The following is a 21,948-nucleotide window of genomic DNA, read 5'->3' on the forward strand; positions in this document are numbered from 1 at the left end:
AATAGCTCAAAGCTAAATAAAATGATTCAGCAGGAAAGCAGGCTTAACGTAGCCGATAACAGTGGTGCAAAAGAAGTGTTGTGCATCCGTGTATTGGGTAATAGTGGCCAGGACTACGCCAAGATTGGTGATAAAATAGTTGTTACTGTTAAGGATGCCATCCCTGCGGGTGGTATTAAAAAGGGTACTGTTTCAAAAGCAGTTATTGTTCGCACTACAAATAAATTACGTCGAAAGGATGGTTCTTATATCCGTTTTGATGATAACGCTGTTGTGTTACTGAACAATGCAGATGAGCCAAGAGGTACACGTATTTTCGGGCCGGTAGCAAGAGAATTGAGAGACAAGGGATATATGAAAATTATCTCTTTGGCACCTGAAGTGTTATAGTTGGTAGTGAATGCTGAATAGAGATAAAAAGTACAAGAGTGCGACGCAAGTAAAGATGAAGAAAATTATAAAGTTGACTTCATAAAAACAATAAAATGAGCAACAGATTTAAACCTAAGTTTAATATTAAAAAAGGCGATTCAGTAGTGGTAATTGCCGGTGACGACAAGGATCTGAAAAAACCACGTACTGTTTTAACTGTTATCGTTGACAAGGGCCGTGTGGTTGTTGAAGGCGTTAATATTATAACTAAACATACTAAACCTTCTGCTGGTAACACTAAAGGTGGTATTGTAAAAAAAGAAGCTCCTATTAATATCAGCAATGTTATGTTGTGGGATGCTAAAGCCGGTGCACCAACTAAGGTTAGCCGCAAAAGAGAAGACGGAAAATTAGTTCGTATTGCAAAAAAATCCGGGGAGGTAATTAAATAATGAGCACTGCTAAATATACTCCGAGATTGCAGGACAAGTACGCTAAAGACGTAGTGCCTGCATTAATGAAGAAGTTTGCTTACAAAAGTGTAATGCAGACTCCAAGGCTTGAAAAAATCTGTATCAACCGTGGTGTTAATGGCGCTGTGGCTGATAAGAAAACAGTTGATGTTGCAGTTGAAGAACTGACAATGATCACTGGCCAGAAGGCTGTACCAACGGTAAGTAAGAAAGATATTTCAAACTTTAAGTTGCGTAAAGGAATGCCAATCGGTGCACGTGTAACATTACGTGGTGAAAAGATGTACGAATTCCTTGATCGTCTTGTATCTGTGGCTTTACCACGTGTACGTGACTTTAAAGGTATCAGTGATAAAGCATTTGATGGCCGTGGCAACTATACACTAGGTGTTACTGAGCAGATCATTTTCCCGGAGATCGATATTGATAAAGTGGCAAAGATCACTGGTATGGATATTACATTCGTAACTACTGCAGCTAATAATGAAGAAGCTTACGAATTATTGAAAGAGTTGGGCATGCCTTTCAAGAACGCAAAAAAAGATAATAACTAAATCAGAAATACGAAAACTGAAATACGAAAATCAAATTCGGATTTCAATTTTTAAAACTTCGAATTTCAACATCATATGGCAAAAGAATCAATAAAAGCCAGGCAGAGAAAACGTGAAGCAATGGTTGCTAAGTATGCTGAAAAGCGTGCCGCACTCAAAGCTGCTGGTGATTACCAGGGTTTGGATCTGCTTCCAAAAAATGCATCTCCGGTACGTTTAAAAAACCGTTGTCAGTTAACCGGTCGTCCTAAAGGTTACATGAGATACTTCGGTATGTCAAGGGTTATCTTTCGCGACATGGCACTGAATGGTAAAATACCGGGTGTAAAAAAAGCAAGCTGGTAATACAGGTTACAAAAGAGTAACAAGTAAACAGCAACAATAAAATTTTGAAAAGAATAATTTGAAATAATTATGGTAACTGATGCAATAGCAGATTTCCTTACAAGGATTCGTAACGCACAGATGGCAGGTCACAGGTTAGTAGAGATACCTGCTTCTAACTTGAAAAAGCGTATGACTGAGATCCTGTACGAACAGGGTTACATTCTTAAATACAAATTTGAGGATGATGTGAAGCAAGGGCTTATTAAGATCGCTCTTAAGTACGATCCTAATACCAAGCTGCCGGCAATACGTTCTCTGGAAAGGGTGAGCCGTCCGGGTCTGAGACAATATTCAAAACCTGCTGATTTCAAAAGAGTCATCAATGGTTTGGGTATTGCTATCATCAGTACATCTAAAGGTGTAATGACTGATAAACAGGCTAAGACTGAAAATGTAGGTGGAGAAGTTCTTTGCTACATCAGCTAATTAAGCAATTACGGTTTGACAATTAAGCCTCTTAGTCGTGGCTGAACACGAACTGGTTTTATAAATCTCAAAACAAAATCGACTATGTCTCGTATAGGTAAACAGCCGGTTAATCTTCCCTCAGGTGTAACTGTTACAGTGGGTGCAGATAATATGATTAATGTTAAAGGCCCAAAGGGTGAATTAAAACAGGCTATTGACAGGGATATTAAAGTAGAAGTAAAAGAAGGACAAATATTAATTACAAGACCAACAGAACAGATTCGTCACCGCGCAATGCATGGCCTTTATCGCTCTTTACTTAACAACCTTGTAAAGGGTGTTACTGATGGTTTCAAAAAAGACCTTGAACTGGTGGGTGTTGGTTATAAAGCAGCTAACCAGGGTAACATTCTTGATCTTTCCTTAGGATATTCTCACAATATTATTTTCGAAGTGCCTAAAGAATTGAAAGTTGCAACAGAAACTTTAAAAGGTCAAAATCCAAAGATCAGTCTGGAAGGTTCAGACAAGCAGTTGCTTGGTCAGGTTGCAGCAAAAATCCGCGGCTTACGTAAACCAGAACCGTACAAAGGAAAAGGCGTTAAGTATAGCGATGAAGTTGTACGTCGTAAAGCTGGTAAGGCCGCTGGTAAATAGTAAGATAATTTTTCTGGAGCCAGTCTTCAGCATTACTATAAAGCTCCTGTTGCGTCGCACACTTGTACTATCAGTTCAATATTGAACAAAGCGTTGAAGAGAGTGACACAACAAAGATGAGCAAAGACAAAAGCAGGTAACATAACAAATCTTCCTGGCAGTATCAGGAAGTATCAAATACAAGAACAAATGGATACTAAAGTTTTAAGAAGACAAAAGATCCGTTACGGGATACGCAGAAAGATATCAGGTACTTCACAGAAGCCAAGACTTTCTGTATTCCGCAGCAACACTGATATTTATGTGCAACTGATTGATGATGTAAATGGCAAAACACTTGCTGCTGCTTCATCAAAAGACAAAGACATTGCTGCACAGGCTGGTACCAAGATCGAAAAAAGTAAAATGGTTGGCGCTGCTTTGGCACGCAAAGCTTCTGAACTTGGTATTGCCGCTGTAGTATTTGATCGTGGTGGTTATTTATACCATGGTCGTGTAAAATCTGTAGCAGACGGAGCAAGAGAAGGTGGTCTTCAATTCTAAAATCTGAAATCGCAAATAATTAAGATGGCTAAAGTAAACGTAAATAAAGTAAAAGCCGGTGGCGACGTAGAACTTAAAGATAAAGTTGTTGCCATTAACCGTGTAGTAAAAACTACAAAAGGTGGCCGTACTTTCAGTTTCTCTGCAATTGTGGTTGTTGGAAATGAAAATGGTGTGGTTGGACAGGGACTGGGTAAAGCAAAAGAAGTGCAGGAAGCTATTACAAAAGGTATAGAAGATGCAAAAAAGAATTTGGTAAAAGTTCCGGTAATGCATGGTACTATTCCGCACGACCAGTTTGCAAAAGACGGCGCTGCAAAAGTGCTGATCAAACCAGCAGCTCATGGTACCGGTGTGATAGCAGGAGGTAGCATGCGTGCAGTATTGGAAAGTGCAGGTGTAACCGACGTATTAGCAAAAAGCCTTGGTTCTGCAAATCCGCACAACGTGGTTAAAGCAACTATCAAAGCGCTTACACTTTTACGCGAGCCTATACAGGTTGCTAAAAACCGTAACCTGAAACTGAGTAAAGTATTTAACGGATAATATTTGTTTGAAGTTTCAGCAATGAAGCTCTAAACTACAAACTGATTGAAATGGCAAAGATCAAAATAACACAAGTTAAAAGTGCAATTGACAGACCAGAGCGTCAGAAGCTTACTTTAAAAGCATTGGGCTTAAAGAAACTCAACGCTACAAAAGAAGTGGAAGCTACTCCGCAAATTCTTGGAATGGTGGAGAAAGTTCAGCACCTGGTTAAGATTGAAGAATTAGCATAACATAATTAAAAAGCGAGGGGCGATTCCCCGTTAAGTAAAAATCAAAAAGAGAACATGAAACTGCACAATTTAAAACCTGCTGAAGGTTCTGTAAAAAAAGAAAAACGTATTGGTCGTGGTGAGGCAAGCGGTAAAGGTGGTACTTCTACAAAAGGTAATAAAGGTGGTCAGAGCCGTGCCGGTTACCAGAGGAAAATGGCACACGAAGGTGGCCAGATGCCTATTCAGCGCCGTATTCCAAAACGTGGTTTTAAAAATAATAACCGCGTAGAGTATAAAGTATTTAATCTTGGCCAGATTGATCAGTTGAATGAAAAATATGGTTTCAATGAATTCAGCAACGAAACACTTTACATCAACGGACTTATAAGCCGCACAGATAAAGTAAAAGTGTTGGGTAATGGGGAATTGAAAGCTAAGCTCGCCTTCAAAGTAAATGCTGTTAGCGAGAAAGCCAAAGCGGCAATTGAAACAGCAGGCGGCAGCATCGAAATTTTGTAGATAAATTTCACGATATTTGCCGGACGCATCTACAGGTGCGTCTTTTGGTTTAAAGAAAGCATTCACGCATCTAATTCTTATTCAGTGAAAAAATTCATTCAGACTTTTAAGAATATTTGGAGTATCGAGGAATTGCGCAGCAAGATCATCGTAACACTTACGCTTATTTTTGTTTACAGGGTTGGAGCACATATTGTATTGCCAGGTATTGACCCTAACAAACTTTCCGATGCATCATCCACTTCAAACAATGGCCTGCTTGGTCTCTTTGATACTTTTGCAGGTGGTGCGTTTTCACACGCTTCCATTTTTGCATTGGGTGTAATGCCATATATCTCTGCCTCCATTTTTATGCAGTTGATGACCATATTGGTTCCGCAAATGCAGAAAGTACAGAAAGAAGGAGAGAGTGGCCGAAAAAAAATAAACCAGTGGACACGCTATCTTACTGTATTGGTTACTATACTACAGTCAAGCGCATATATAGCTTACTTAAAAACTCCGGAGTATGCTGCGGCAATGATAGAATCATTTAAACCTTATTTCCTGTACACAACCATTATTGCACTTACAGCAGGCACATTATTCGTAATGTGGCTTGGTGAAAAGATACAGGATAAAGGTTTGGGTAATGGTACTTCTATTATCATCATGGTAGGTATCCTTGCACGTTTGCCACAAGCATTCGGGCAGGAGTTTTCTTCCAAGTACACTGAAGGGGCTAAAGGATTATTGTCATTCACCCTTGAAATTGCAGTGCTTATTGCCATTATTATGGGGCTTATCATTCTTATACAAGGTGTAAGAAAAGTGCCTGTTAATTATGCAAAGCAAATTATTGGTAACAGGCAGTTTGGTGGCGCAAGACAGTTCCTCCCTTTGAAGGTGAACAGTGCCGGTGTAATGCCGATTATTTTTGCACAGGCAATCATGTTTTTGCCAACATTGTTCTCGTTCACTAATCTTGATTCTGCACAAGGTGTGGTAAAGATATTCAGCGATCACAGTAATCCATGGTATATGCTTATTTATGCTGTAATGGTAATAGCATTTACTTTCTTATATACGGCATTGATCTTTAATCCCAAACAAATGAGTGAAGATCTCAAGCGTAATAATGGATTTATACCGGGTGTAAAACCCGGACAGCCAACGGCTGATTATATTGGCGCTATCATGGATAAGATTACTTTACCTGGTGCTGTGTTCCTTGCGTTTGTAGGTATATTACCAGGTTTTGCTCAATTACTTGGTGTTACACAAAGCTTCAGCACATTCTTTGGTGGCACATCATTATTGATTATGGTGGGTGTAATTCTGGATACCTTGCAACAAATAGAAACACACTTATTGATGCGTCAATACGATGGCTTAATGAAAGGCGGACGTATACAGGGCAGACAGACTGTATCTCCTGCAAGCGGTTATTAATTTTTTTATTGCGTATAAATTATTCCAACCTGTCAGAAAACTGGCAGGTTGTGTTTTTTTAGAAATTTATTTTGAGCCGGACTTTTGAATAAATATCAGACTTTTGTTGCGTCGCACTCTTCATCTGTAAGATCAATATTGAACAGAACGTACAAGTGAGTGACACAACAGGCGACGCTATGAAAACCAAAGCTGGGAACAAAAAAATATGTCACGTAGAATAAATGGTATGATCATAATTAAAACAGAAGCAGAAGTAGCAATGATGAAAGAAAGTGCAATGCTGGTAAGTAAAACACTTACAGAAGTTGCCAAAGTTTTGAAAGCAGGGATGACCACGTTACAAATTGATAAATTGTGTGCCACATTTGTACGCGATCATAAAGCCATTCCTTCTTTTTTAAATTACCGCGGTTATCCGCATAGCATTTGTGCATCTGTAAATGATGTAGTGGTGCATGGGTTTCCTAATAATGAGCCTTTAAAAGAAGGCGATATTGTTTCGATAGATATGGGTGTGATCTTAAACGGCTGGCATGGAGATCATGCCTATACTTTTATTATTGGCGAGGCAGATGAAGCTGTGTTAAAACTGGTACGTGTTACTAAAGAATCACTTTACAGAGGAATTGAAAAAGCAATTGCAGGAAACAGGGTTGGAGATATTTCTAATGCTATACAGGATTATACAGAAAAAAGAAATGGCTATGGTGTAGTTCGGGAATTGGTTGGTCATGGACTTGGCAGAAGTATGCACGAAGATCCTCAGGTACCAAACTATGGAAAACGTGGCGATGGTAAAAAGCTTAAAGAAAATATGGTGCTGGCAATTGAGCCAATGATCAACATGGGTACCAAAGATGTATACACAGAAGATGATGGTTGGACAGTACGCACACGTGATGGTAAACCGTCTGTACATTTTGAACATGATGTTTGCGTGAAAAAGAACAAAGCACTAATACTTTCAGATTATCCAATTATAGAAGCTGCGGAACAAAACAATCCCAATCTTAATGTTTCGTACTATGCACATAGCATGACTATATAGTATATTAAATACACGAAAGTGTATTGTATATTTGAAATGTTTGCTTTATCTTTCCCTTGTAGAACTATTAGCGATCGCTTGCCTTCTAAAACTAAAAAATATGTATCGCGTCAATCCTGTAGTTTTAACCCTTGCTTTATTTGTTATTGTTATTTGTAGCTGCACAAAAATTGAAAAGAAAGAAAATGTTGTCAATAACCAGGTTGGGTCTTCTCTCAATCAGCCTGTTTATAAAAACCCTTTTGGGGTTTTAATAAGTAAATCAAATGGTATATCGCTTGGAGATGCCGATGCAGTGCAATTGGCAAAAGATCTTGGTGTTCAATACGTGCGTTTATCACTCGAAAGTGGTAACTGGGATGATTCATTAAAGAGACGGAGTTTTTTAAATACATATAAATCATTCGTTACTGCAACTCCTGCCATCCAGGTTTTGTTGAATATAAACTGGCGCAATGCAAAAGGTTCAGTTCCATTTCCGGGTGCAAGCCCCGAATATAAAACGTATATAACAAATGTATTGGATACATTAATGTCCGGAAGATATGCAGCCCCTGCATTAGTAGTTGTAGAAAACGAAGAGAACAACCCTAACTTTCACGCCATAGCAACCAAAGGTGATCTTGATAAATATCTTGATGAATTAAAATATGCAGTCCAGGTATGTAAGGCGAGAAATATTAAGGTATGCAATGCTGGCTTTACATCGCTCGGAATGCACTTACTCGTTTGGGATTATTATAAAAACATATTACAGGATTCTATTGCGGCACAAACATTCATGCACGAAATATTACCACCTGAATCAACAGTGGATTTTAACACCAGCAAGTTTCAGAAAAAATTAAAGATTGTAAAATACCTTATGGATGCGTATCCTACTGTCGATATGGATTATTTTAACTTTCACTGGTATGAGCCGGTACAGGCACTTTTTTGGCTTGATTCTACACTTCCGCACAGCATAGATACCAACAACATTTCACAGGGAGCATTGGAAGACGTTGTAAACTATCTTAGATATCATGCACCCATTGCTGGGAAAACAATTATTACCAACGAAACTGGGCAGATAACAACCTCACCGGAAATTCCAAAAGAAATAACCTGTGCATTGCAGGCCTTTCCAATAGTATCATGGTATAGCGGAGATGGTGGATTTGACGATGATAGAAAAGCATTGTATAAAGCAGTGGCACTGCACAATGCAAAGCGTACGACTCCTGTTTATACACTAAGACCTAATGGGGTTGCCTTTAAAACCAATATTGCAAACATTATAGCCGACCCATATGATTACTGCCAGTCTTTTTTTAAATAAATATTTTGTTGCCATGCTTTAGGATATGTATTAAACACCTGTTGCGTCGCACACTTTTAGGCCAACAAATATTTCAGCAATAAAGAAATGTTATCAGTATACTGCAGAAGATTTATACTTTAGTAAACTATGCAGAAAAAACTGATCGTTATTGGTGGAGGTGCTGCCGGTTTCTTTTGTGCAGTAAATGCAGCAAGATTAAATCCGTTACTAAAAGTTGTTATCGTTGAAAAGAGCAGTAAAGTTTTATCCAAAGTAAAAGTAAGCGGTGGGGGCAGATGCAATGTTACGCATGCTTGTTTTGAAATACCTGAACTTATAAAACATTATCCACGAGGACAAAATTTTTTAAAAAAATCATTTCATTGGTTCAGTACCAAAGACACTATAGCATGGTTTGAAGAACGTGGTGTAAAATTAAAAACAGAAGCAGATGGAAGAATGTTTCCTGTAACCAACGATTCACAAACCATCATTGATTGTTTGATAAAAGAAGCAAATAAATATGGTGTTGAAATTTTATTCAATACAGGAATAAAAAAAATTACAAGAATTGATGATCACTTTCAACTAGACACTGAAAAACAAAAACTCGAGACTGATTTTCTTTGCATTGCTTCCGGCGGTTACACTAAGGCAACACAATTTGAATGGCTGCAACAAATTGGTCATTCCATTGAAACACCGGTACCGTCTTTATTTACATTTAATATTCCGGACAATAGCATCACTTCTTTAATGGGTGTAAGCGTAGATCATGCAACAATAAAGATCCAGTCAACGAAACTTTCAGAAACAGGACCATTATTAATTACGCACTGGGGTTTAAGCGGCCCTGTTGTATTAAAACTTTCTGCATGGGGTGCAAGAGAACTGGCACATTTACAATATAATTTTTCTATATCTGTAAATTGGTTACCTGCTTACAATGAAAATAGTTTAAGAACAGAATGGCAACATTTAAGAGATCAGCATGCTGCACAAAAAATAAGTAATAAAAACCCGTTTGGTTTGCCAGGTAGGTTGTGGTTATATATGCTGGATGTTTGCAGTATTAATATTGATACACGCTGGGCCGATCTCTCTGCAACACTTCAGAATAAACTAATTAAAACCATTACAGGACAAGTGTTTCAGGTTAAAGGGAAAACTACTTTTAAAGAAGAATTTGTAACGTGTGGTGGAATAAAATTAACAGAGATAGATGCCAATACCATGCAAAGTAAAATAGTACCCAATTTATTTTTTGCAGGGGAGGTAATGGATATAGACGGTATTACCGGAGGCTTTAATTTTCAAAATGCATGGACTAGCGGATGGATCGCAGCCAACCATATTGCTACACTAGAATAAAAAAAAAGAAGCCCGCCTTCACAAAGCAATTCAATGATCCAGATGTGAATCTTTCTTATAAGTTCGGAACATTGTTGAACTGTGAAAGTGAAAGATGAAAAGCCAAAACGCTTATACATCTTCACCTTTCACTTTTGCCTTTTCACCTGCTGCGGTGTTTTTAGCAGCACAAGTGTGCGACGCAACGATGTTTAATTTATTTTCTACTGCAAATTTTATCCTGTTGCCTTTCTTTCTTCAGTACAAGAGTGCGACGCAACGGAAGTATCATGCCTGCAATGCAGCCCGGTTAGTAAAAATTACTATTCTAATATTTAGGAAAAGCACAGTTAATTTATTCAGAACGTATTTTGATGCGGATACTTATCTTTGGCATAGTTGAAAATTATGTGCACAAAAAATAACCAGATAGTAATAATTATAGCATTGAGTTTTGTGTTATCTGTTGTGTCTGTAAAATCTTATTCGCAGCAATTCAGCCGTCAGCAATTTTATAAAGCAATGGCTGGAAAAAATGCAGATGAAATAGACGCTCAGCTAGCTGCACTTAAACAAAGCAGCATTACCGGTAAAGAGGCTTTTGAAGGCGCTTTGCTAATGAAAAAGGCTGATATTGCCGGAAGTAAAAAGGAAAAGCTCAATTTGTTTAAATCAGGCAAAGCAAAACTGGAAGCTGTTATTGCTAAAGACACATCAAATGCTGAATACCGGTTTCTTAGGTTGCAGATACAGGAGCATGCACCAAAAGTTGTAAAATACAGTGATAAATTAAAGAGTGATAAAATGTTTATCAGTAAAGAATATAAAAATTTGCTTCCTGAAATTCAACAAGCCATTTTTGATTACAGTAAACAATCTAAAATATTGCTGCCTGCAGATATATAACCTTTTAATCTATGAGTAAAAAAGTTTTAGCCCTTTATTACACACAGAGTGGTCAGTTGGAAGAAATAACCAATAATTTTCTTAAACCAATAGCAGATGCCGGGCATTCAATAGAAATGCATCATTTAAAACCGGTTGATGATTTTCCTTTTCCATGGAGAACAGCGCCGGTTTTTTTTGATGCGATGCCGGAAAGTGTAAAAGGTGTTCCAAAAGAGTTGCAGCCATTTGAATTTAAAGAGAACAAATATGATCTCGTTGTATTTGCATGGCAGCCATGGTTTCTTTCTCCCAGTATTCCTGCAAACTCTATGTTGCACAATCAGAAGGTAAAGGCAATTTTAAAAGATACGCCTGTCATTACATTGATTGGTTCGCGTAATATGTGGCTGAATGCACAGGAAAAGGTAAAAAAACTTTTGAAAGATGCAGGTGCAAAACTTGTGGGCAATGTTGCGTTAGCTGACAGGGGCAATAATCAGCTGGGCGTACTAACCATTTTTCACTGGATGTTGAACGGTAAAAAAGAACGCAAATGGGGCATACTGCCAATGCCCGGGGTTGCCCAGGCAGATATTGATAAGGTGCCAATTTACGGTGCAATTGTTGCACCTTATGTTTCAAAAGGTTCTTACGAAGGAATGCAACAGGAATTGGTAAATGCTAAAGCCGTGGAAATCAGGTATAATTTGATGTATATCGAATCTAAAGCCGGCATCATGTTTAAAATTTGGGGAGGCAAGATTTACGGTTCAAAAAAAAGGAAAGCGTTACTTGTTGCATTCAAATATTATCTTTTAATTGCGCTTTTTGTAGCAGCGCCTATTATATTGCTAATTCATAGCATTCTTGTGCGCCCGTTTCTGTTTAACAGAACAAAAAGAAAATTTGAATATTTTTTAGGTGTGAATTATAACAAGGAGTAACGAACATGTCTTTCAACGAAGTTTACATTACAAATACAGCGCATTTTTTCCCAAACGACCCGGTTTCAAACGACGAGATGGAGGAGTACCTTGGTTATATTAATAACAAACCTTCTAAATCCAAGAGAATCGTACTGCGCAATAATGGAATTAAAAAAAGATTTTACGCTTTAACGAAAGGGGGAAAGCCCACGCATACCAATGCGCAGATGACCGCTGAAGCAATTAGAAATTTATTCAAAAACAATCCTGAAGGATTGAAAAATCTTGAGCTGCTAAGTTGTGGTACTTCGTCACCAGACCAGATAATGCCATCACATGCATGTATGGTGCATGGCTGGTTGCCTGAATCAAATGCGGTTGAAGTTGTTTCTCCTTCGGGTGTTTGTTGTGCAGGTATGCATGCTTATAAATATGCTTACATGTCTGTGAAGATTGGCAATGTAAACAATGCAATTGCTACTGGTTCTGAAAGATTTTCTGCTTCAATTAAGTCTGATGTTTTTGAAGATGAAGTGCAGAAATTAATTGAGTTAGAAGAAAATCCATACATCAGTTTTGATAAAGATTTCTTGCGCTGGATGCTGTCAGACGGCGCATGTGCATTCCAGATGTCCAGCAAGCCAAATGCAGATAGTATAAGCCTTCGCATAGATTGGGTTGATGGTGTTTCTTACGCTAACGAAATGGACCCGTGTATGTATGCAGGTAGCGAAAAAGAAGACGGTAAATTAAAAGGTTACCTCGATTATACGCCTGATGAGTTATTACAAAAATCTGTACTTAGTATAAAGCAAGACGTAAAGCTCTTAAGTGAAAACATCGTTCCGCTTGGTGGTCGCGGTTTGAAAGATATTTGCGAACGTAATGGTCTTGATGTAAATGGTATAGACTTCTTCCTGCCACACATGTCAAGCGAATTTTTTAAACAAAAAATTTACGACAGGCTTACTGAAATTGGCTTACACATTCCATGGGATAAATGGCGCACTTGTCTCAGCGAGATCGGCAATGTTGGCGCTGGTTACATTTATCTTGCGCTTGACGAATTGTTTCACAGCGGCGAGTTAAAGAAAGGAAATAAAATCTTATTGCTTGTTCCGGAAAGTTCGCGGTTCTCCTATATGTACAGTTGCCTTACAGTTGTATAAGAAAATTATTTTGAACCCGGCTGTTGTTCTTTGGTCATCGTCTGTTGCGTCGCACACTTATACGTTCAGTTCAGTAATGAGCAAGGCGTTGAAGTGAGTGACACAACGAAAGCTTAATAGCAGCACTTCAGTTTAGTAAAAAAAATCTTCACTTAAAAACTTTGTAACATGAATAAAGAAAATGTTCCCCAGGATTTAGGTGCACTTGGAAAACTTACAACAGAAGTTTGTTATGTAACCGATGAGAATGGAAAATATGTTACAGAACTAAGTAACGGCTGGCAAATAAAATCTGAAGCGCTTGATGTGGCGTGGCACGATATTGAAGAAAAAGTAAACGCTGCAAAAAGAAAAGTAGAGAACAATGAAGCCAGCCCCATTTTATTTTTTATGGAGTTGCGTGTAATGGATCCTGCAATTTTATCTGCATATACCGGCTTCTGGAAATGGACAATCAAAAGACACATGAAGCCATCTGTTTTCAAAAAATTATCAGGCGATAAACTAAAGCGCTACGCAGAAGTTTTTGATATAAGCGTAGAGCAACTTAAAACCATGAATGCGCATGAAGCTTAATTTTGAGCATGTACAGGCAGCGCATTGTGAGAATGGCGTTACCCGCAATTTATTAAAACATGCAGGTGTAAATTTTATTACAGAACCACTTGCATTTGGTATAGGATCAGGATTGTTTTATATACACCTTCCTTTTATGAAGGTGAATGGTGGTCCGGCAATTTCATTTCGCACACAACCTGGTTTAATTTTTAAAAGGACTGCGAAATCTCTCGACATAAAAATTATTCGAAAAAAGTTTTCATCAGAAGAAGAAGCACAAAAAGCGCTGGATGAATGTTTGCAGCAAGGTCAGCCTGCCGGCTGCCAGGTTGGGGTTTATTATCTTACTTATTTTCCAAAAGAATATCGCTTTCATTTTAATGCGCACAATCTTGTGGTGTTTGGTAAGGAAGATGATAATTACATCATCAGTGATCCTATTATGGAATATACTACAACGCTTAACAGTTACGAGTTAAACCGTGTACGCTTTGCAAAAGGGTTTCTTGCGCCTAAGGGACAATTGTATTATCCGGAGAAAGCAAAAGAAATTACTGTTGAGCAAATTCAACGAGCAATTAAAAAAGGTATTAAACTTAATCTTCGTGATATGCTGCATATACCCGGAAGCTTTGCCGGTGTAAGTGGCATTGCATATACAGGAAGAAAAATAAAGAAGTGGAGAGATAAACTCGGCATACAAAAAGCAGGCAGCTATCTTGCGCAGATTGTTCGTATGCAGGAAGAGATAGGAACGGGCGGCGGTGGTTTCCGTTTTTTATATGGTGCATTTCTGCAAGAGGCAAATCAATACTTTCATAAAGATGAATTGCTTGATATATCAAAGCAATTTACACAAGCTGGCGATCAATGGCGCAATGCAGCCGTGCAGGCTTCTGGTATTTATAAAGGTCGCATTACAAGCCAGGCAGACTTTGATGTAATGGGCGATTACCTTATAAAGATTTCCGAAATGGAAAAAAAAGCTTTCCAGGAATTATCCAAAGTAAAACTGGATGCATGAGTGCCGCAATAGAGATCAACGATATAAGTTTTGCCTACCCTGGTTATCCGTCTTGCATCAATAATCTTAATCTTACTATTAACCAGGGAGAGCGTTTTGGATTGTTCGGTCCAAACGGTGCAGGCAAAACTACGCTTATGCAATTGATGACGGGCTTGCTCACTTATCAAAAAGGTTCCTTACAATTATTAGGCAACGAAATAAAAAAGCACAACAAAAAAGTAAATTACCTGTTTGGTTTTGTGCCGCAGGATTTTTCTTTTTATCACGAATTAAGCCCCAAAGAAAATCTTGCATTCTTTGGTGCATGGGCAGGATTAACAAAAGAACAAATAAAAGAGAGAACGCTGCAACTATTGCAGGTATTGGGTTTGGAAGATGTTGCAGATAAACCTGTGCATGAATTTTCCGGTGGTATGAAGCGTCGTGTAAACCTTGCTATCGGTGTTATACATCAGCCGCAGGTTTTGTTTTTGGATGAACCCACTGTTGGTGTTGATGTACAAAGCCGTCATGCGATCATCAATTATTTAAAAGAATTGAATGCAGCAGGAAGTACATTAATTTATACATCGCATCAACTGAATGAAGCAGAAGATCTGTGTACAAAAATTGCTTTGATAGATGAAGGAAATATCATTGCTCATGATACATTGCAAAACTTAATGACAGAACATAAGCAGGATGGTTTGGAAGGTTTGTTTTTGAATTTAACAGGCCGAGCATACAGGGATTAATTTTTTTGCTATAGCTGTAGTTCTTTGTGGCGTCGCCTGTTGTGTCACTCACTTTTACGTTCGGAACAATGATTGAGCAAAGTAAAAAGTCAAAAGTAAAATTCAAAATGCCTGAATAATCTTTTGAATTATTTGTTGCTGTACAAGAGTGCGACGCAAGGAACGATGAGTAAAGAGATAAAGTTTGGCTCATAAAAATTATTCATCCTGTAAATCATATTAATCATTTAAAATCCTGGTTCAGACATTGTTCAAACTCATAGCAACCATAAAAAAAGACTTACTCATTCTTACACGGGACAAGATCGGTTTACTCGTGATGTTTGCTATGCCCATACTGCTTGCCATTGTTATTACGAGTGTGCAGAACAGTACGTTTGAACTGGTAAACGATAACAAACTTGCCATGGTGTTGTGTAATAAAGACAGCGGAGAATCAGGCAGGCAGCTGGTTGCAGCTATCAGGAAGATCGGTATGTTTGATATTGATAGCGTTGGAAGTAACCAAACAGATGATGCAATAAAAAATAGCATGCATGAAAAAGATGCGATGGTTGCGATAATTATTCCGGAGGATTTTTCTGCAAAGCTATCTGCAAAGGCGGAAAACATTACCGCAAAAGCATTGAATGATCTTGGTGTTAATGATGATAGCTCTGCTAAAGCCGCGGAGAATGTTACGCCCATTACTTTTTATTATCATCCTGTAATGCAGCAGTCGTTTCGTCAATCAATACAAGGCGCATTGCGCAGTGCATTACAGATTGTAGAGAATAAAAAAATATTACAAACAGTTTATCTTTCATTGAATGATAAAGCAATGCCCGACTCACTTGAAAATGAAATGATCAACAACCAGGTGCAGGTAAATGAAATTCCTGTTTCAAGAGATGGCAGCAGAAATATTCCAAATGCATCGCAGCACAATATTCCTGCATGGACAATCTTTGCCATGTTCTTCATTGTTATTTCGCTTGGCAGCAGTGTTGTAAGAGAAAAGCAGAATGGAAGTTTTGTAAGATTGAAAACCCTGCCAACGAATTATATTTTGTCTTTGTTTTCAAAACAGGTCACTTACACATTTGTAACGATATTCCAGGCACTTATAATTTTTTCAATTGGTGTTTGGGTATTTCCGTTAATAGGATTACCCGCATTAAATATTCCCAATGATATTGTAGGATTATTACTTGTAACGTTTATCTGCGGCTGGTGTGCATCAAGCTATGCGATTTGCGTTGGCGTATTTGCAGGAACACAGGAGCAGGCAAATGGTTTTGGTGCGGTTTCTGTTGTAATGCTTGCAGCACTCGGCGGCATTATGATACCATCTTTTATAATGCCCGATTCGTTAAAAATATTAATGAATATTTCTCCGCTGCATTGGTGCATAGAGGCTTATTACGGCTTATTCCTTGAGGGCGGAAAATTAAGTGATATAATAACGAATATTTTATCTTTATTTGCCATAACAGTTGTAATACAGTTAATTACTGTATGGGGCTTAAAGCGCAAAAACCTTATATAACATGACAATGGAAAAAAGTGAGTTGAAAGCACAGGTGAAACAGCAGATTGTTCAGTTTTTAAACCTTGGTGTTTCTCCTGCTGAAATAAAAGATGAAGAACCTTTATTTGGAGAGGGCCTGGGGCTTGATTCCATTGATTCGATTGAACTTATTGTATTGCTTTCCCGTGAATATGGTATTGATATAAAAGATCCAAAAGAAGGTCGCAAGATTCTTACAGATATCAACACCATGGTTGACTATATTGAAAAACACAGAACAAAATAATTGTTGCGTTGAGCCGTATTGTTGTAACAGGAATGGGTGTTATAAGTGCCATTGGCAACACTGCTGGAGAAAACAGGCAAGCACTCGTAAAAGGTACATGCGGCATTACAAATCTTGAAAATTTTCCTTCCCGCTTTGCAGGCGTTATGCCATTTGGCGAAATAAAAATTACAACTGATACATTAAAAGAACAGCTTCATGCATATGAACATGGTGTAACACGCACGATGTTGTTATCATTGCATGCGTTTAATGAAGCAATTGCTGATAGTAATCTGCCAATAGCTGAAATAAGTTCTTTGAATACAGCTTTTATAAGTGGCAATACAGTAGGAGGGATGTGCCTTACAGATGAATTATATGCAGATACCCGTAGTAAGGACAATGGCTCTGAATATTTAACTTCTTACGATTCTGCTTCCGTTGCAATTTATGTTCAGGAAAGGTATAAGATGAAAGGCATTATTAATACTTTCAACACGGCTTGTTCATCTTCTGCTAATGCAATTATGTACGGTGCAAGATTGATTCAACATGGTTTTGCTAAAAGAGCAATTGTTGGTGGCGCAGATACCCTTGCAAAATTTACGATCAACGGATTTAATGCGTTGCGTATTCTTAGCGATGAAACATGCAGGCCGTTTGATAAAGATCGCAAAGGCTTGAATCTTGGTGAAGGCGCTGCATATCTTGTTTTAGAGAAAGAGGGAGATGCTGCGGATAAAAAAATATATGCAACAATTGCAGGCTATGGAAATGCAAACGATGCTTTTCATCCTTCGTCATTGTCTGCAGAAGGTGATGGCCCGGTGGCTGCAATGAAACAGGCTTTAAAAAAAGCGAATATTAATGCAGGTGAAATTGGATTTATCAATGCGCACGGTACAGCAACGGAAAACAATGACGAAGTAGAAAGCGTATCGATGAAAAAAGTGTTTGACCAAGTGCCTGCGTTTGCATCCACGAAAGGAAATACCGGACATACGCTTGGTGCTGCCGGAGCAATTGAGGCGGTGTATAGTATTTTGTCGTTGATGCACCAGGAGATTTATCCTGCACTGCATTTTGAACATGCTATCGATGCAACTGGCCTTGCTCCTGTTGCTGAGTATAGAAAAAAATCTTTAGAATATGTAATGAGCAATTCGTTTGGCTTTGGCGGTAATTGCACATCGTTGATTTTTTCAAAATATTAATGTTATGATACCAGCTAATATTTTCATGGCATCTTCGTTGCGTCGCAATCACTTCATCTATAGTGCTAATGGCATCCTTTATAAATAGAACTAGTTTTATAAGTAATGCTCTATATACATCAAACATCCTGCATCTCTCCACAGCAAACATTTGGTGATGTTGATCTGGAACATTTGCATACATCTGTAAACAATCAATTGCAGGTAATTGAACCTGCGTATAAAAACATTCCGCCTGGTGTATTGCGCAGGATGAGTAAGAATGTAAAAATTGGCATTGCTGCAGCATTACCATTATTACAGGAAACAAAAATTGATGGAATAATTATTGGGACAGCAAACGGCGGCATGGAAGAAAGCATTAAGTTTCTTGATCAAATAGTGGCATACGATGAAGGATTACTTACACCCGGAGATTTTGTTCAGAGTACAGCCAATGCGGTTGCCTCGCAGATAAGTTTGATGACGGCAAATAAATCTTACAATACAACACATGTACATCGTGGATTCTCTTTTGAAAACGCTTTACTTGATGCTGCTATGATGGTTAAAGAAAATCCCGGTCAAAACTTTTTAGTGGGTGGGGTGGATGTGATATCTCATTACAATTATAATATTGATATACTTGCAGATTGTTATAAAGATGAATCGATATTAAGCAGTGAACTGTATAATACTAATTCAAAAGGAACAATTGCCGGAGAAGGTGCTGCTATGTTTCTGGTAAATGGACTAACAGAAAATGCCATTGCCAAAATTGAAGCAATTGAAATGTGTTATTCTAAAGATACTTCTGTGGTAAAGCAAAGTTTGGATTTATTTGTGGATAAAAATTTTAAGGAGAGAGATAGACCGGAGTTGTTACTTTCAGGAGAAGATGGAGACATTCGTTCTTTAGAATTTTATAATGCAGTTGAATCTGTATTAAACAGTGATACTGCAATTGCAAGATTTAAACATTTAACGGGGGATTATGCAACGTTAACAGCAACAGCTCTTTGGCTTGCATTATATGTTCTGCAGCAGCAAAATATGCCGGAACACATGATCAAGAGGAAAACTGAAGATCGGTTTAGGAAAATACTTATTTATAATTGTTACAGGCAGGTACAACATAGCTTTATATTATTGTCGCTGCCGTGAAGAATTTGAAAAAGAAATTTTCAGGTAGAAAAAATATTCAGTTATTTTATGAAGCGTTTACCGGGAATTTAAAAATGTATTTTGCTGAATAGTGTAAAAGATGTACAAGAGTGCGACGCAACGAAAGCTAAATAGAAGAAAAGCCCTTTGGCTTAAAAAAATTAATCAATCATAAACTAAAACGTATCAACATGAAAATCTTATCAGCCTTTGCAGGACTGGCTTTTACACTTGCATTTGCAAGCTCTGTGCATGCGCAAAAAATTAAAGTTATTGAAGGAAATAGCGATGTGTTAAAAAATGAAACAACTATAAATTTTCAATACACTTATGACAATATGAAAGTGGGCAAATTTGATAAAGAAGAAGATTATGTAGCGCAAAAAAAAGAAGATTATAATAAAAAGGAAGCAGGCAAAGGTGATAACTGGGCAAAGGCGTGGGTAGATGACAGGCAAAATAAATTCGAGCCCAAGTTTGAAGAGTTGTTTTTGAAGTATAGTGAAAAGACAAGGAGTAAAAATGCTAAGTACACATTAATACTTAAAACTCATTTTACTGAACCTGGTTATAATGTTGGCGTTTGGCGCCACAATTCAGAAATAGCAGGTGAGGCCTGGATTGTTGAAACTGCAAACCCTTCAACCATTGTTGCTAAAATATCTTTTGAGAAAGTGCCAGGCAGCACATTTGGTGGTTATGATTTTGATACAGGCGGCAGAATTATGGAAGCTTATGCATTGGCCGGAAAAGCCCTTGCAAAATACCTCAGCAAATAAATTAAGTGAAATTATTTTTGAAACAGGCTGCACATGCAGCCTGTTTTTTTATCTTCACTTACGATGAAAAAAAACCGCTCTTTTCTGTTTTATATTTTAATAATCGCAGTATTTGGTACGGCCATCTGGTTAATTGTTAGGAAGGGAGAAAGTTTGCAAACAATACAGGCAGCAAATGCGCCAACAGGCAAAATAAATACAGCGCCTTTTGCAGAATCTTTCAGCAATAATATTTCACTGGCGCTGCCGGTATTGCTTTTGCAAATAGTTGTAATTGTTGTTGCGGTGAGAATGTTTGGATATTTATTTAGTAAAATAGGTCAGCCTGCGGTTGTAGGAGAAATTATTGCAGGTGTTGTGTTAGGCCCTTCTGTGCTGGGTGCTTTATCACCTGCTGTTTCCGCGTTTATTTTTCCTGCCTCCTCATTAAATAATCTTCAATTCATAAGCCAGGTTGGTTTGATATTATTCATGTTTGTAATAGGTCTTGAACTTGATATAAGCGTCATTCGTAAACAGGCAAAGTCTGCCGTAATTATTAGTCATGCAAGCATTATTATTCCTTATACATTGGGCATGTGTCTTGCACTGTTTATGTATAAAGCATATGCGCCGGCAAATATTTCATTTCTTTCTTTTTCATTGTTTATGGGTATTGCGATGAGTATAACCGCGTTTCCTGTGCTGGCTCGAATCATCAAAGAAAGAAATCTTACCAAAACCAGATTGGGTATAATGGCAATCACCTGTGCGGCATCAGATGATGTAACTGCATGGTGTATTCTTGCTGCGTTAATCGCCATTGTAAAAGCAGGAACATCAGTGAGTACCTTGTTTACAATTGGCTTATTGCTCGCTTATGTTTTATTAATGTTGATGGTTATAAGACCGCTATTAAAAAAACTTGGGCATATTTACAACAAACGTGAAACAGTTAGCAAATCAATGATGGCAATCGTTTTTATGGTGATGTTGCTCTCTGCTTATCTAACAGAATTGATTGGTGTGCATGCATTGTTTGGTGCGTTTGTGGCGGGTGTGATAATGCCTGACGAAATGAATTTCAGGCAAACGATCATTGATAAAATTGAAGATGTAAGCCTTGTATTATTGCTCCCATTATTTTTTGTGTTTACCGGATTGCGTACACAAATAGGTTTACTGAATGAAGCCAGTCTTTGGATAACTTTTGGCTGGATCGTATTTGTGGCAGTTGCAGGAAAATTTGGTGGTAGCACAATCGCCGCAAAAATTACCGGGCAAACATGGAAAGATAGTTTATCAATTGGTGCGCTTATGAATACAAGAGGCTTAATGGAATTAGTGGTGCTGAATATCGGTTACGACCTTGGAATCCTTTCTCCTCAAGTTTTTACAATGATGGTGCTTATGGCGTTGATCACAACATTCATGACAAACCCTGCGCTCAATTTTTTCAATTGGTTAATGCCGGAAGAAAAAGCAATTTCAAGCACTGAAATAAAGATTGCTACAAAAGTATAAACTGCGCTTTCATTTTAAAATTTGTAGCCGTGCTGTTGGTTATGGCTGCAGTTACATCAATATCGCTTTCATTTATTTTATATTTCACTTCAATGTTGGCAATATTGTTTTCTGCAGGATTTATTATAGCCAGAAATTTCAGGTGATCAGCTTTTGATAACCTCGTTTCTCCTGCCAATGCTTTTTCCAAAAATTCTTTTATTATTTGCATCATGCAAACGCCCGGTACAACAGGTGCCCCCGGAAAATGTCCTTCAAATATTTTATGTGATGCATTGATCGCAATTGTTGCCTTTGCAATACCTTCTTCGTTTGCAAATGATTCTATCGTGTAGAAATTATTTTCTAATAACATGCAATTTATTTTTTATGAACCAGGCTATATGCTTTATGGCATCGTTCCTTGCGTCGCACCCTTGT

At 37.9% G+C, this 21,948-nt stretch carries 27 protein-coding genes; 26 read left to right on the forward strand and 1 reads right to left on the reverse strand.

Annotated elements, in window-relative coordinates:
- Window positions 1-21 precede the first annotated feature (21 nt).
- From rplN to FRZ67_RS19890, 26 genes are all read left to right on the forward strand, one after another.
- The gene (gene rplN, locus FRZ67_RS19765) at window positions 22-390 is read left to right on the forward strand and encodes a 50S ribosomal protein L14 (RefSeq protein ID WP_147192307.1); all 369 of its coding nucleotides are present in this window, start codon (window positions 22-24) and stop codon (window positions 388-390) included.
- A gap of 95 nt (window positions 391-485) precedes the next feature.
- Window positions 486-824 carry a 50S ribosomal protein L24 gene (rplX, locus tag FRZ67_RS19770; RefSeq protein ID WP_147192308.1) on the forward strand — a complete coding sequence of 113 codons (339 nt, stop codon included), beginning with the start codon at window positions 486-488 and terminating at the stop codon, window positions 822-824.
- On the forward strand, window positions 824-1,399 hold the full coding sequence (gene rplE / locus FRZ67_RS19775; RefSeq protein WP_147192309.1) for a 50S ribosomal protein L5: 576 nt from the start codon (window positions 824-826) through the stop codon (window positions 1,397-1,399). Before rplX ends, rplE begins: the two co-directional genes overlap by 1 nt.
- A 75-nt stretch (window positions 1,400-1,474) precedes the next feature.
- Window positions 1,475-1,744, forward strand: coding sequence for a 30S ribosomal protein S14 (gene rpsN / locus FRZ67_RS19780; protein WP_147192310.1), 270 nt, complete (start codon window positions 1,475-1,477; stop codon window positions 1,742-1,744).
- Window positions 1,745-1,813: 69 nt separating this feature from the next.
- Window positions 1,814-2,212: a 30S ribosomal protein S8 gene (rpsH, locus tag FRZ67_RS19785; RefSeq protein WP_147192311.1), complete on the forward strand. Its 399-nt coding sequence runs from the start codon at window positions 1,814-1,816 to the stop codon at window positions 2,210-2,212.
- Window positions 2,213-2,296: 84 nt separating this feature from the next.
- A complete protein-coding gene (gene rplF / locus FRZ67_RS19790; protein ID WP_147192312.1) occupies window positions 2,297-2,851 on the forward strand; it encodes a 50S ribosomal protein L6 in 555 nt (184 codons plus the stop codon).
- 189 nt (window positions 2,852-3,040) lie between these two features.
- Window positions 3,041-3,394 (forward strand): 50S ribosomal protein L18, encoded by a 354-nt coding sequence (gene rplR, locus FRZ67_RS19795; RefSeq protein WP_147192313.1) that lies wholly within the window; start codon window positions 3,041-3,043, stop codon window positions 3,392-3,394.
- 24 nt (window positions 3,395-3,418) lie between these two features.
- Window positions 3,419-3,940 (forward strand): 30S ribosomal protein S5, encoded by a 522-nt coding sequence (gene rpsE, locus FRZ67_RS19800; RefSeq protein WP_147192314.1) that lies wholly within the window; start codon window positions 3,419-3,421, stop codon window positions 3,938-3,940.
- 50 nt (window positions 3,941-3,990) lie between these two features.
- Complete coding sequence (gene rpmD / locus FRZ67_RS19805) at window positions 3,991-4,173, forward strand: 50S ribosomal protein L30 (protein WP_147192315.1); 183 nt, start codon at window positions 3,991-3,993, stop codon at window positions 4,171-4,173.
- Between the two features lie 54 nt (window positions 4,174-4,227).
- On the forward strand, window positions 4,228-4,674 hold the full coding sequence (gene rplO, locus FRZ67_RS19810) for a 50S ribosomal protein L15 (RefSeq protein ID WP_147192316.1): 447 nt from the start codon (window positions 4,228-4,230) through the stop codon (window positions 4,672-4,674).
- A gap of 84 nt (window positions 4,675-4,758) precedes the next feature.
- Window positions 4,759-6,105, forward strand: a complete 1,347-nt coding sequence (secY, locus tag FRZ67_RS19815) for a preprotein translocase subunit SecY (protein WP_147192317.1) — start codon at window positions 4,759-4,761, stop codon at window positions 6,103-6,105.
- 208 nt (window positions 6,106-6,313) lie between these two features.
- Window positions 6,314-7,156 carry a type I methionyl aminopeptidase gene (map, locus tag FRZ67_RS19820; RefSeq protein ID WP_225975407.1) on the forward strand — a complete coding sequence of 281 codons (843 nt, stop codon included), beginning with the start codon at window positions 6,314-6,316 and terminating at the stop codon, window positions 7,154-7,156.
- A gap of 100 nt (window positions 7,157-7,256) precedes the next feature.
- Window positions 7,257-8,477 (forward strand): hypothetical protein, encoded by a 1,221-nt coding sequence (locus tag FRZ67_RS19825; RefSeq protein ID WP_147192318.1) that lies wholly within the window; start codon window positions 7,257-7,259, stop codon window positions 8,475-8,477.
- Window positions 8,478-8,606: 129 nt separating this feature from the next.
- A complete protein-coding gene (locus tag FRZ67_RS19830; RefSeq protein WP_147192319.1) occupies window positions 8,607-9,830 on the forward strand; it encodes a BaiN/RdsA family NAD(P)/FAD-dependent oxidoreductase in 1,224 nt (407 codons plus the stop codon).
- A gap of 387 nt (window positions 9,831-10,217) precedes the next feature.
- A complete protein-coding gene (locus FRZ67_RS19835) occupies window positions 10,218-10,715 on the forward strand; it encodes a hypothetical protein (RefSeq protein ID WP_147192320.1) in 498 nt (165 codons plus the stop codon).
- An 11-nt stretch (window positions 10,716-10,726) separates the two neighbouring features.
- On the forward strand, window positions 10,727-11,641 hold the full coding sequence (locus tag FRZ67_RS19840) for a hypothetical protein (protein ID WP_147192321.1): 915 nt from the start codon (window positions 10,727-10,729) through the stop codon (window positions 11,639-11,641).
- A 5-nt stretch (window positions 11,642-11,646) separates the two neighbouring features.
- Complete coding sequence (darB, locus tag FRZ67_RS19845; protein ID WP_147192322.1) at window positions 11,647-12,792, forward strand: dialkylresorcinol biosynthesis protein DarB; 1,146 nt, start codon at window positions 11,647-11,649, stop codon at window positions 12,790-12,792.
- A gap of 168 nt (window positions 12,793-12,960) precedes the next feature.
- Window positions 12,961-13,368 (forward strand): flexirubin biosynthesis protein DarG, encoded by a 408-nt coding sequence (gene DarG, locus FRZ67_RS19850; protein ID WP_147192323.1) that lies wholly within the window; start codon window positions 12,961-12,963, stop codon window positions 13,366-13,368.
- The gene (darH, locus tag FRZ67_RS19855) at window positions 13,358-14,374 is read left to right on the forward strand and encodes a BtrH-related acyltransferase DarH (RefSeq protein ID WP_147192324.1); all 1,017 of its coding nucleotides are present in this window, start codon (window positions 13,358-13,360) and stop codon (window positions 14,372-14,374) included. Before DarG ends, darH begins: the two co-directional genes overlap by 11 nt.
- Window positions 14,371-15,111 (forward strand): ABC transporter ATP-binding protein, encoded by a 741-nt coding sequence (locus FRZ67_RS19860; protein ID WP_147192325.1) that lies wholly within the window; start codon window positions 14,371-14,373, stop codon window positions 15,109-15,111. Before darH ends, FRZ67_RS19860 begins: the two co-directional genes overlap by 4 nt.
- Before the next feature lie 247 nt (window positions 15,112-15,358).
- Window positions 15,359-16,639: an ABC transporter permease gene (locus FRZ67_RS19865; RefSeq protein ID WP_147192326.1), complete on the forward strand. Its 1,281-nt coding sequence runs from the start codon at window positions 15,359-15,361 to the stop codon at window positions 16,637-16,639.
- Between the two features lies 1 nt (window position 16,640).
- Complete coding sequence (locus FRZ67_RS19870; protein WP_317131452.1) at window positions 16,641-16,907, forward strand: phosphopantetheine-binding protein; 267 nt, start codon at window positions 16,641-16,643, stop codon at window positions 16,905-16,907.
- Between the two features lie 8 nt (window positions 16,908-16,915).
- Window positions 16,916-18,103 (forward strand): beta-ketoacyl-[acyl-carrier-protein] synthase family protein, encoded by a 1,188-nt coding sequence (locus tag FRZ67_RS19875; RefSeq protein WP_147192327.1) that lies wholly within the window; start codon window positions 16,916-16,918, stop codon window positions 18,101-18,103.
- A gap of 105 nt (window positions 18,104-18,208) precedes the next feature.
- Window positions 18,209-19,246, forward strand: coding sequence for a beta-ketoacyl synthase chain length factor (locus FRZ67_RS19880; protein ID WP_147192328.1), 1,038 nt, complete (start codon window positions 18,209-18,211; stop codon window positions 19,244-19,246).
- A 191-nt stretch (window positions 19,247-19,437) separates the two neighbouring features.
- Window positions 19,438-20,025, forward strand: a complete 588-nt coding sequence (locus tag FRZ67_RS19885) for a hypothetical protein (protein ID WP_147192329.1) — start codon at window positions 19,438-19,440, stop codon at window positions 20,023-20,025.
- Window positions 20,026-20,058: 33 nt separating this feature from the next.
- Window positions 20,059-21,528: a cation:proton antiporter domain-containing protein gene (locus FRZ67_RS19890; RefSeq protein ID WP_225975408.1), complete on the forward strand. Its 1,470-nt coding sequence runs from the start codon at window positions 20,059-20,061 to the stop codon at window positions 21,526-21,528.
- Here the strand turns inward: FRZ67_RS19890 and FRZ67_RS19895 are convergent.
- The gene (locus tag FRZ67_RS19895; protein WP_147192330.1) at window positions 21,515-21,883 is read right to left on the reverse strand and encodes an ApeI family dehydratase; all 369 of its coding nucleotides are present in this window, start codon (window positions 21,881-21,883) and stop codon (window positions 21,515-21,517) included. The two genes, FRZ67_RS19890 and FRZ67_RS19895, sit on opposite strands and share 14 nt — an antisense overlap.
- Between the last annotated feature and the right edge of the window lie 65 nt (window positions 21,884-21,948).

Source organism: Panacibacter ginsenosidivorans (assembly GCF_007971225.1).
Taxonomy (GTDB): Bacteria; Bacteroidota; Bacteroidia; order Chitinophagales; family Chitinophagaceae; genus Panacibacter; species Panacibacter ginsenosidivorans.

What these genes read in the sequence shown, in the direction of transcription:
- rplN (WP_147192307.1), top strand. Translation starts at nt 22, where the DNA reads ATGATTCAGCAGGAAAGCAGGCTTAACGTAGCCGATAACAGTGGTGCA.
- rplX (WP_147192308.1), top strand. Translation starts at nt 486, where the DNA reads ATGAGCAACAGATTTAAACCTAAGTTTAATATTAAAAAAGGCGATTCA.
- rplE (WP_147192309.1), top strand. Translation starts at nt 824, where the DNA reads ATGAGCACTGCTAAATATACTCCGAGATTGCAGGACAAGTACGCTAAA.
- rpsN (WP_147192310.1), top strand. Translation starts at nt 1,475, where the DNA reads ATGGCAAAAGAATCAATAAAAGCCAGGCAGAGAAAACGTGAAGCAATG.
- rpsH (WP_147192311.1), top strand. Translation starts at nt 1,814, where the DNA reads ATGGTAACTGATGCAATAGCAGATTTCCTTACAAGGATTCGTAACGCA.
- rplF (WP_147192312.1), top strand. Translation starts at nt 2,297, where the DNA reads ATGTCTCGTATAGGTAAACAGCCGGTTAATCTTCCCTCAGGTGTAACT.
- rplR (WP_147192313.1), top strand. Translation starts at nt 3,041, where the DNA reads ATGGATACTAAAGTTTTAAGAAGACAAAAGATCCGTTACGGGATACGC.
- rpsE (WP_147192314.1), top strand. Translation starts at nt 3,419, where the DNA reads ATGGCTAAAGTAAACGTAAATAAAGTAAAAGCCGGTGGCGACGTAGAA.
- rpmD (WP_147192315.1), top strand. Translation starts at nt 3,991, where the DNA reads ATGGCAAAGATCAAAATAACACAAGTTAAAAGTGCAATTGACAGACCA.
- rplO (WP_147192316.1), top strand. Translation starts at nt 4,228, where the DNA reads ATGAAACTGCACAATTTAAAACCTGCTGAAGGTTCTGTAAAAAAAGAA.
- map (WP_225975407.1), top strand. Translation starts at nt 6,314, where the DNA reads ATGTCACGTAGAATAAATGGTATGATCATAATTAAAACAGAAGCAGAA.
- FRZ67_RS19825 (WP_147192318.1), top strand. Translation starts at nt 7,257, where the DNA reads ATGTATCGCGTCAATCCTGTAGTTTTAACCCTTGCTTTATTTGTTATT.
- FRZ67_RS19830 (WP_147192319.1), top strand. Translation starts at nt 8,607, where the DNA reads ATGCAGAAAAAACTGATCGTTATTGGTGGAGGTGCTGCCGGTTTCTTT.
- FRZ67_RS19835 (WP_147192320.1), top strand. Translation starts at nt 10,218, where the DNA reads ATGTGCACAAAAAATAACCAGATAGTAATAATTATAGCATTGAGTTTT.
- FRZ67_RS19840 (WP_147192321.1), top strand. Translation starts at nt 10,727, where the DNA reads ATGAGTAAAAAAGTTTTAGCCCTTTATTACACACAGAGTGGTCAGTTG.
- darB (WP_147192322.1), top strand. Translation starts at nt 11,647, where the DNA reads ATGTCTTTCAACGAAGTTTACATTACAAATACAGCGCATTTTTTCCCA.
- DarG (WP_147192323.1), top strand. Translation starts at nt 12,961, where the DNA reads ATGAATAAAGAAAATGTTCCCCAGGATTTAGGTGCACTTGGAAAACTT.
- darH (WP_147192324.1), top strand. Translation starts at nt 13,358, where the DNA reads ATGAAGCTTAATTTTGAGCATGTACAGGCAGCGCATTGTGAGAATGGC.
- FRZ67_RS19860 (WP_147192325.1), top strand. Translation starts at nt 14,371, where the DNA reads ATGAGTGCCGCAATAGAGATCAACGATATAAGTTTTGCCTACCCTGGT.
- FRZ67_RS19870 (WP_317131452.1), top strand. Translation starts at nt 16,641, where the DNA reads ATGACAATGGAAAAAAGTGAGTTGAAAGCACAGGTGAAACAGCAGATT.
- FRZ67_RS19880 (WP_147192328.1), top strand. Translation starts at nt 18,209, where the DNA reads ATGCTCTATATACATCAAACATCCTGCATCTCTCCACAGCAAACATTT.
- FRZ67_RS19885 (WP_147192329.1), top strand. Translation starts at nt 19,438, where the DNA reads ATGAAAATCTTATCAGCCTTTGCAGGACTGGCTTTTACACTTGCATTT.
- FRZ67_RS19890 (WP_225975408.1), top strand. Translation starts at nt 20,059, where the DNA reads ATGCAGCCTGTTTTTTTATCTTCACTTACGATGAAAAAAAACCGCTCT.
- FRZ67_RS19895 (WP_147192330.1), bottom strand. Translation starts at nt 21,883, where the DNA reads ATGTTATTAGAAAATAATTTCTACACGATAGAATCATTTGCAAACGAA.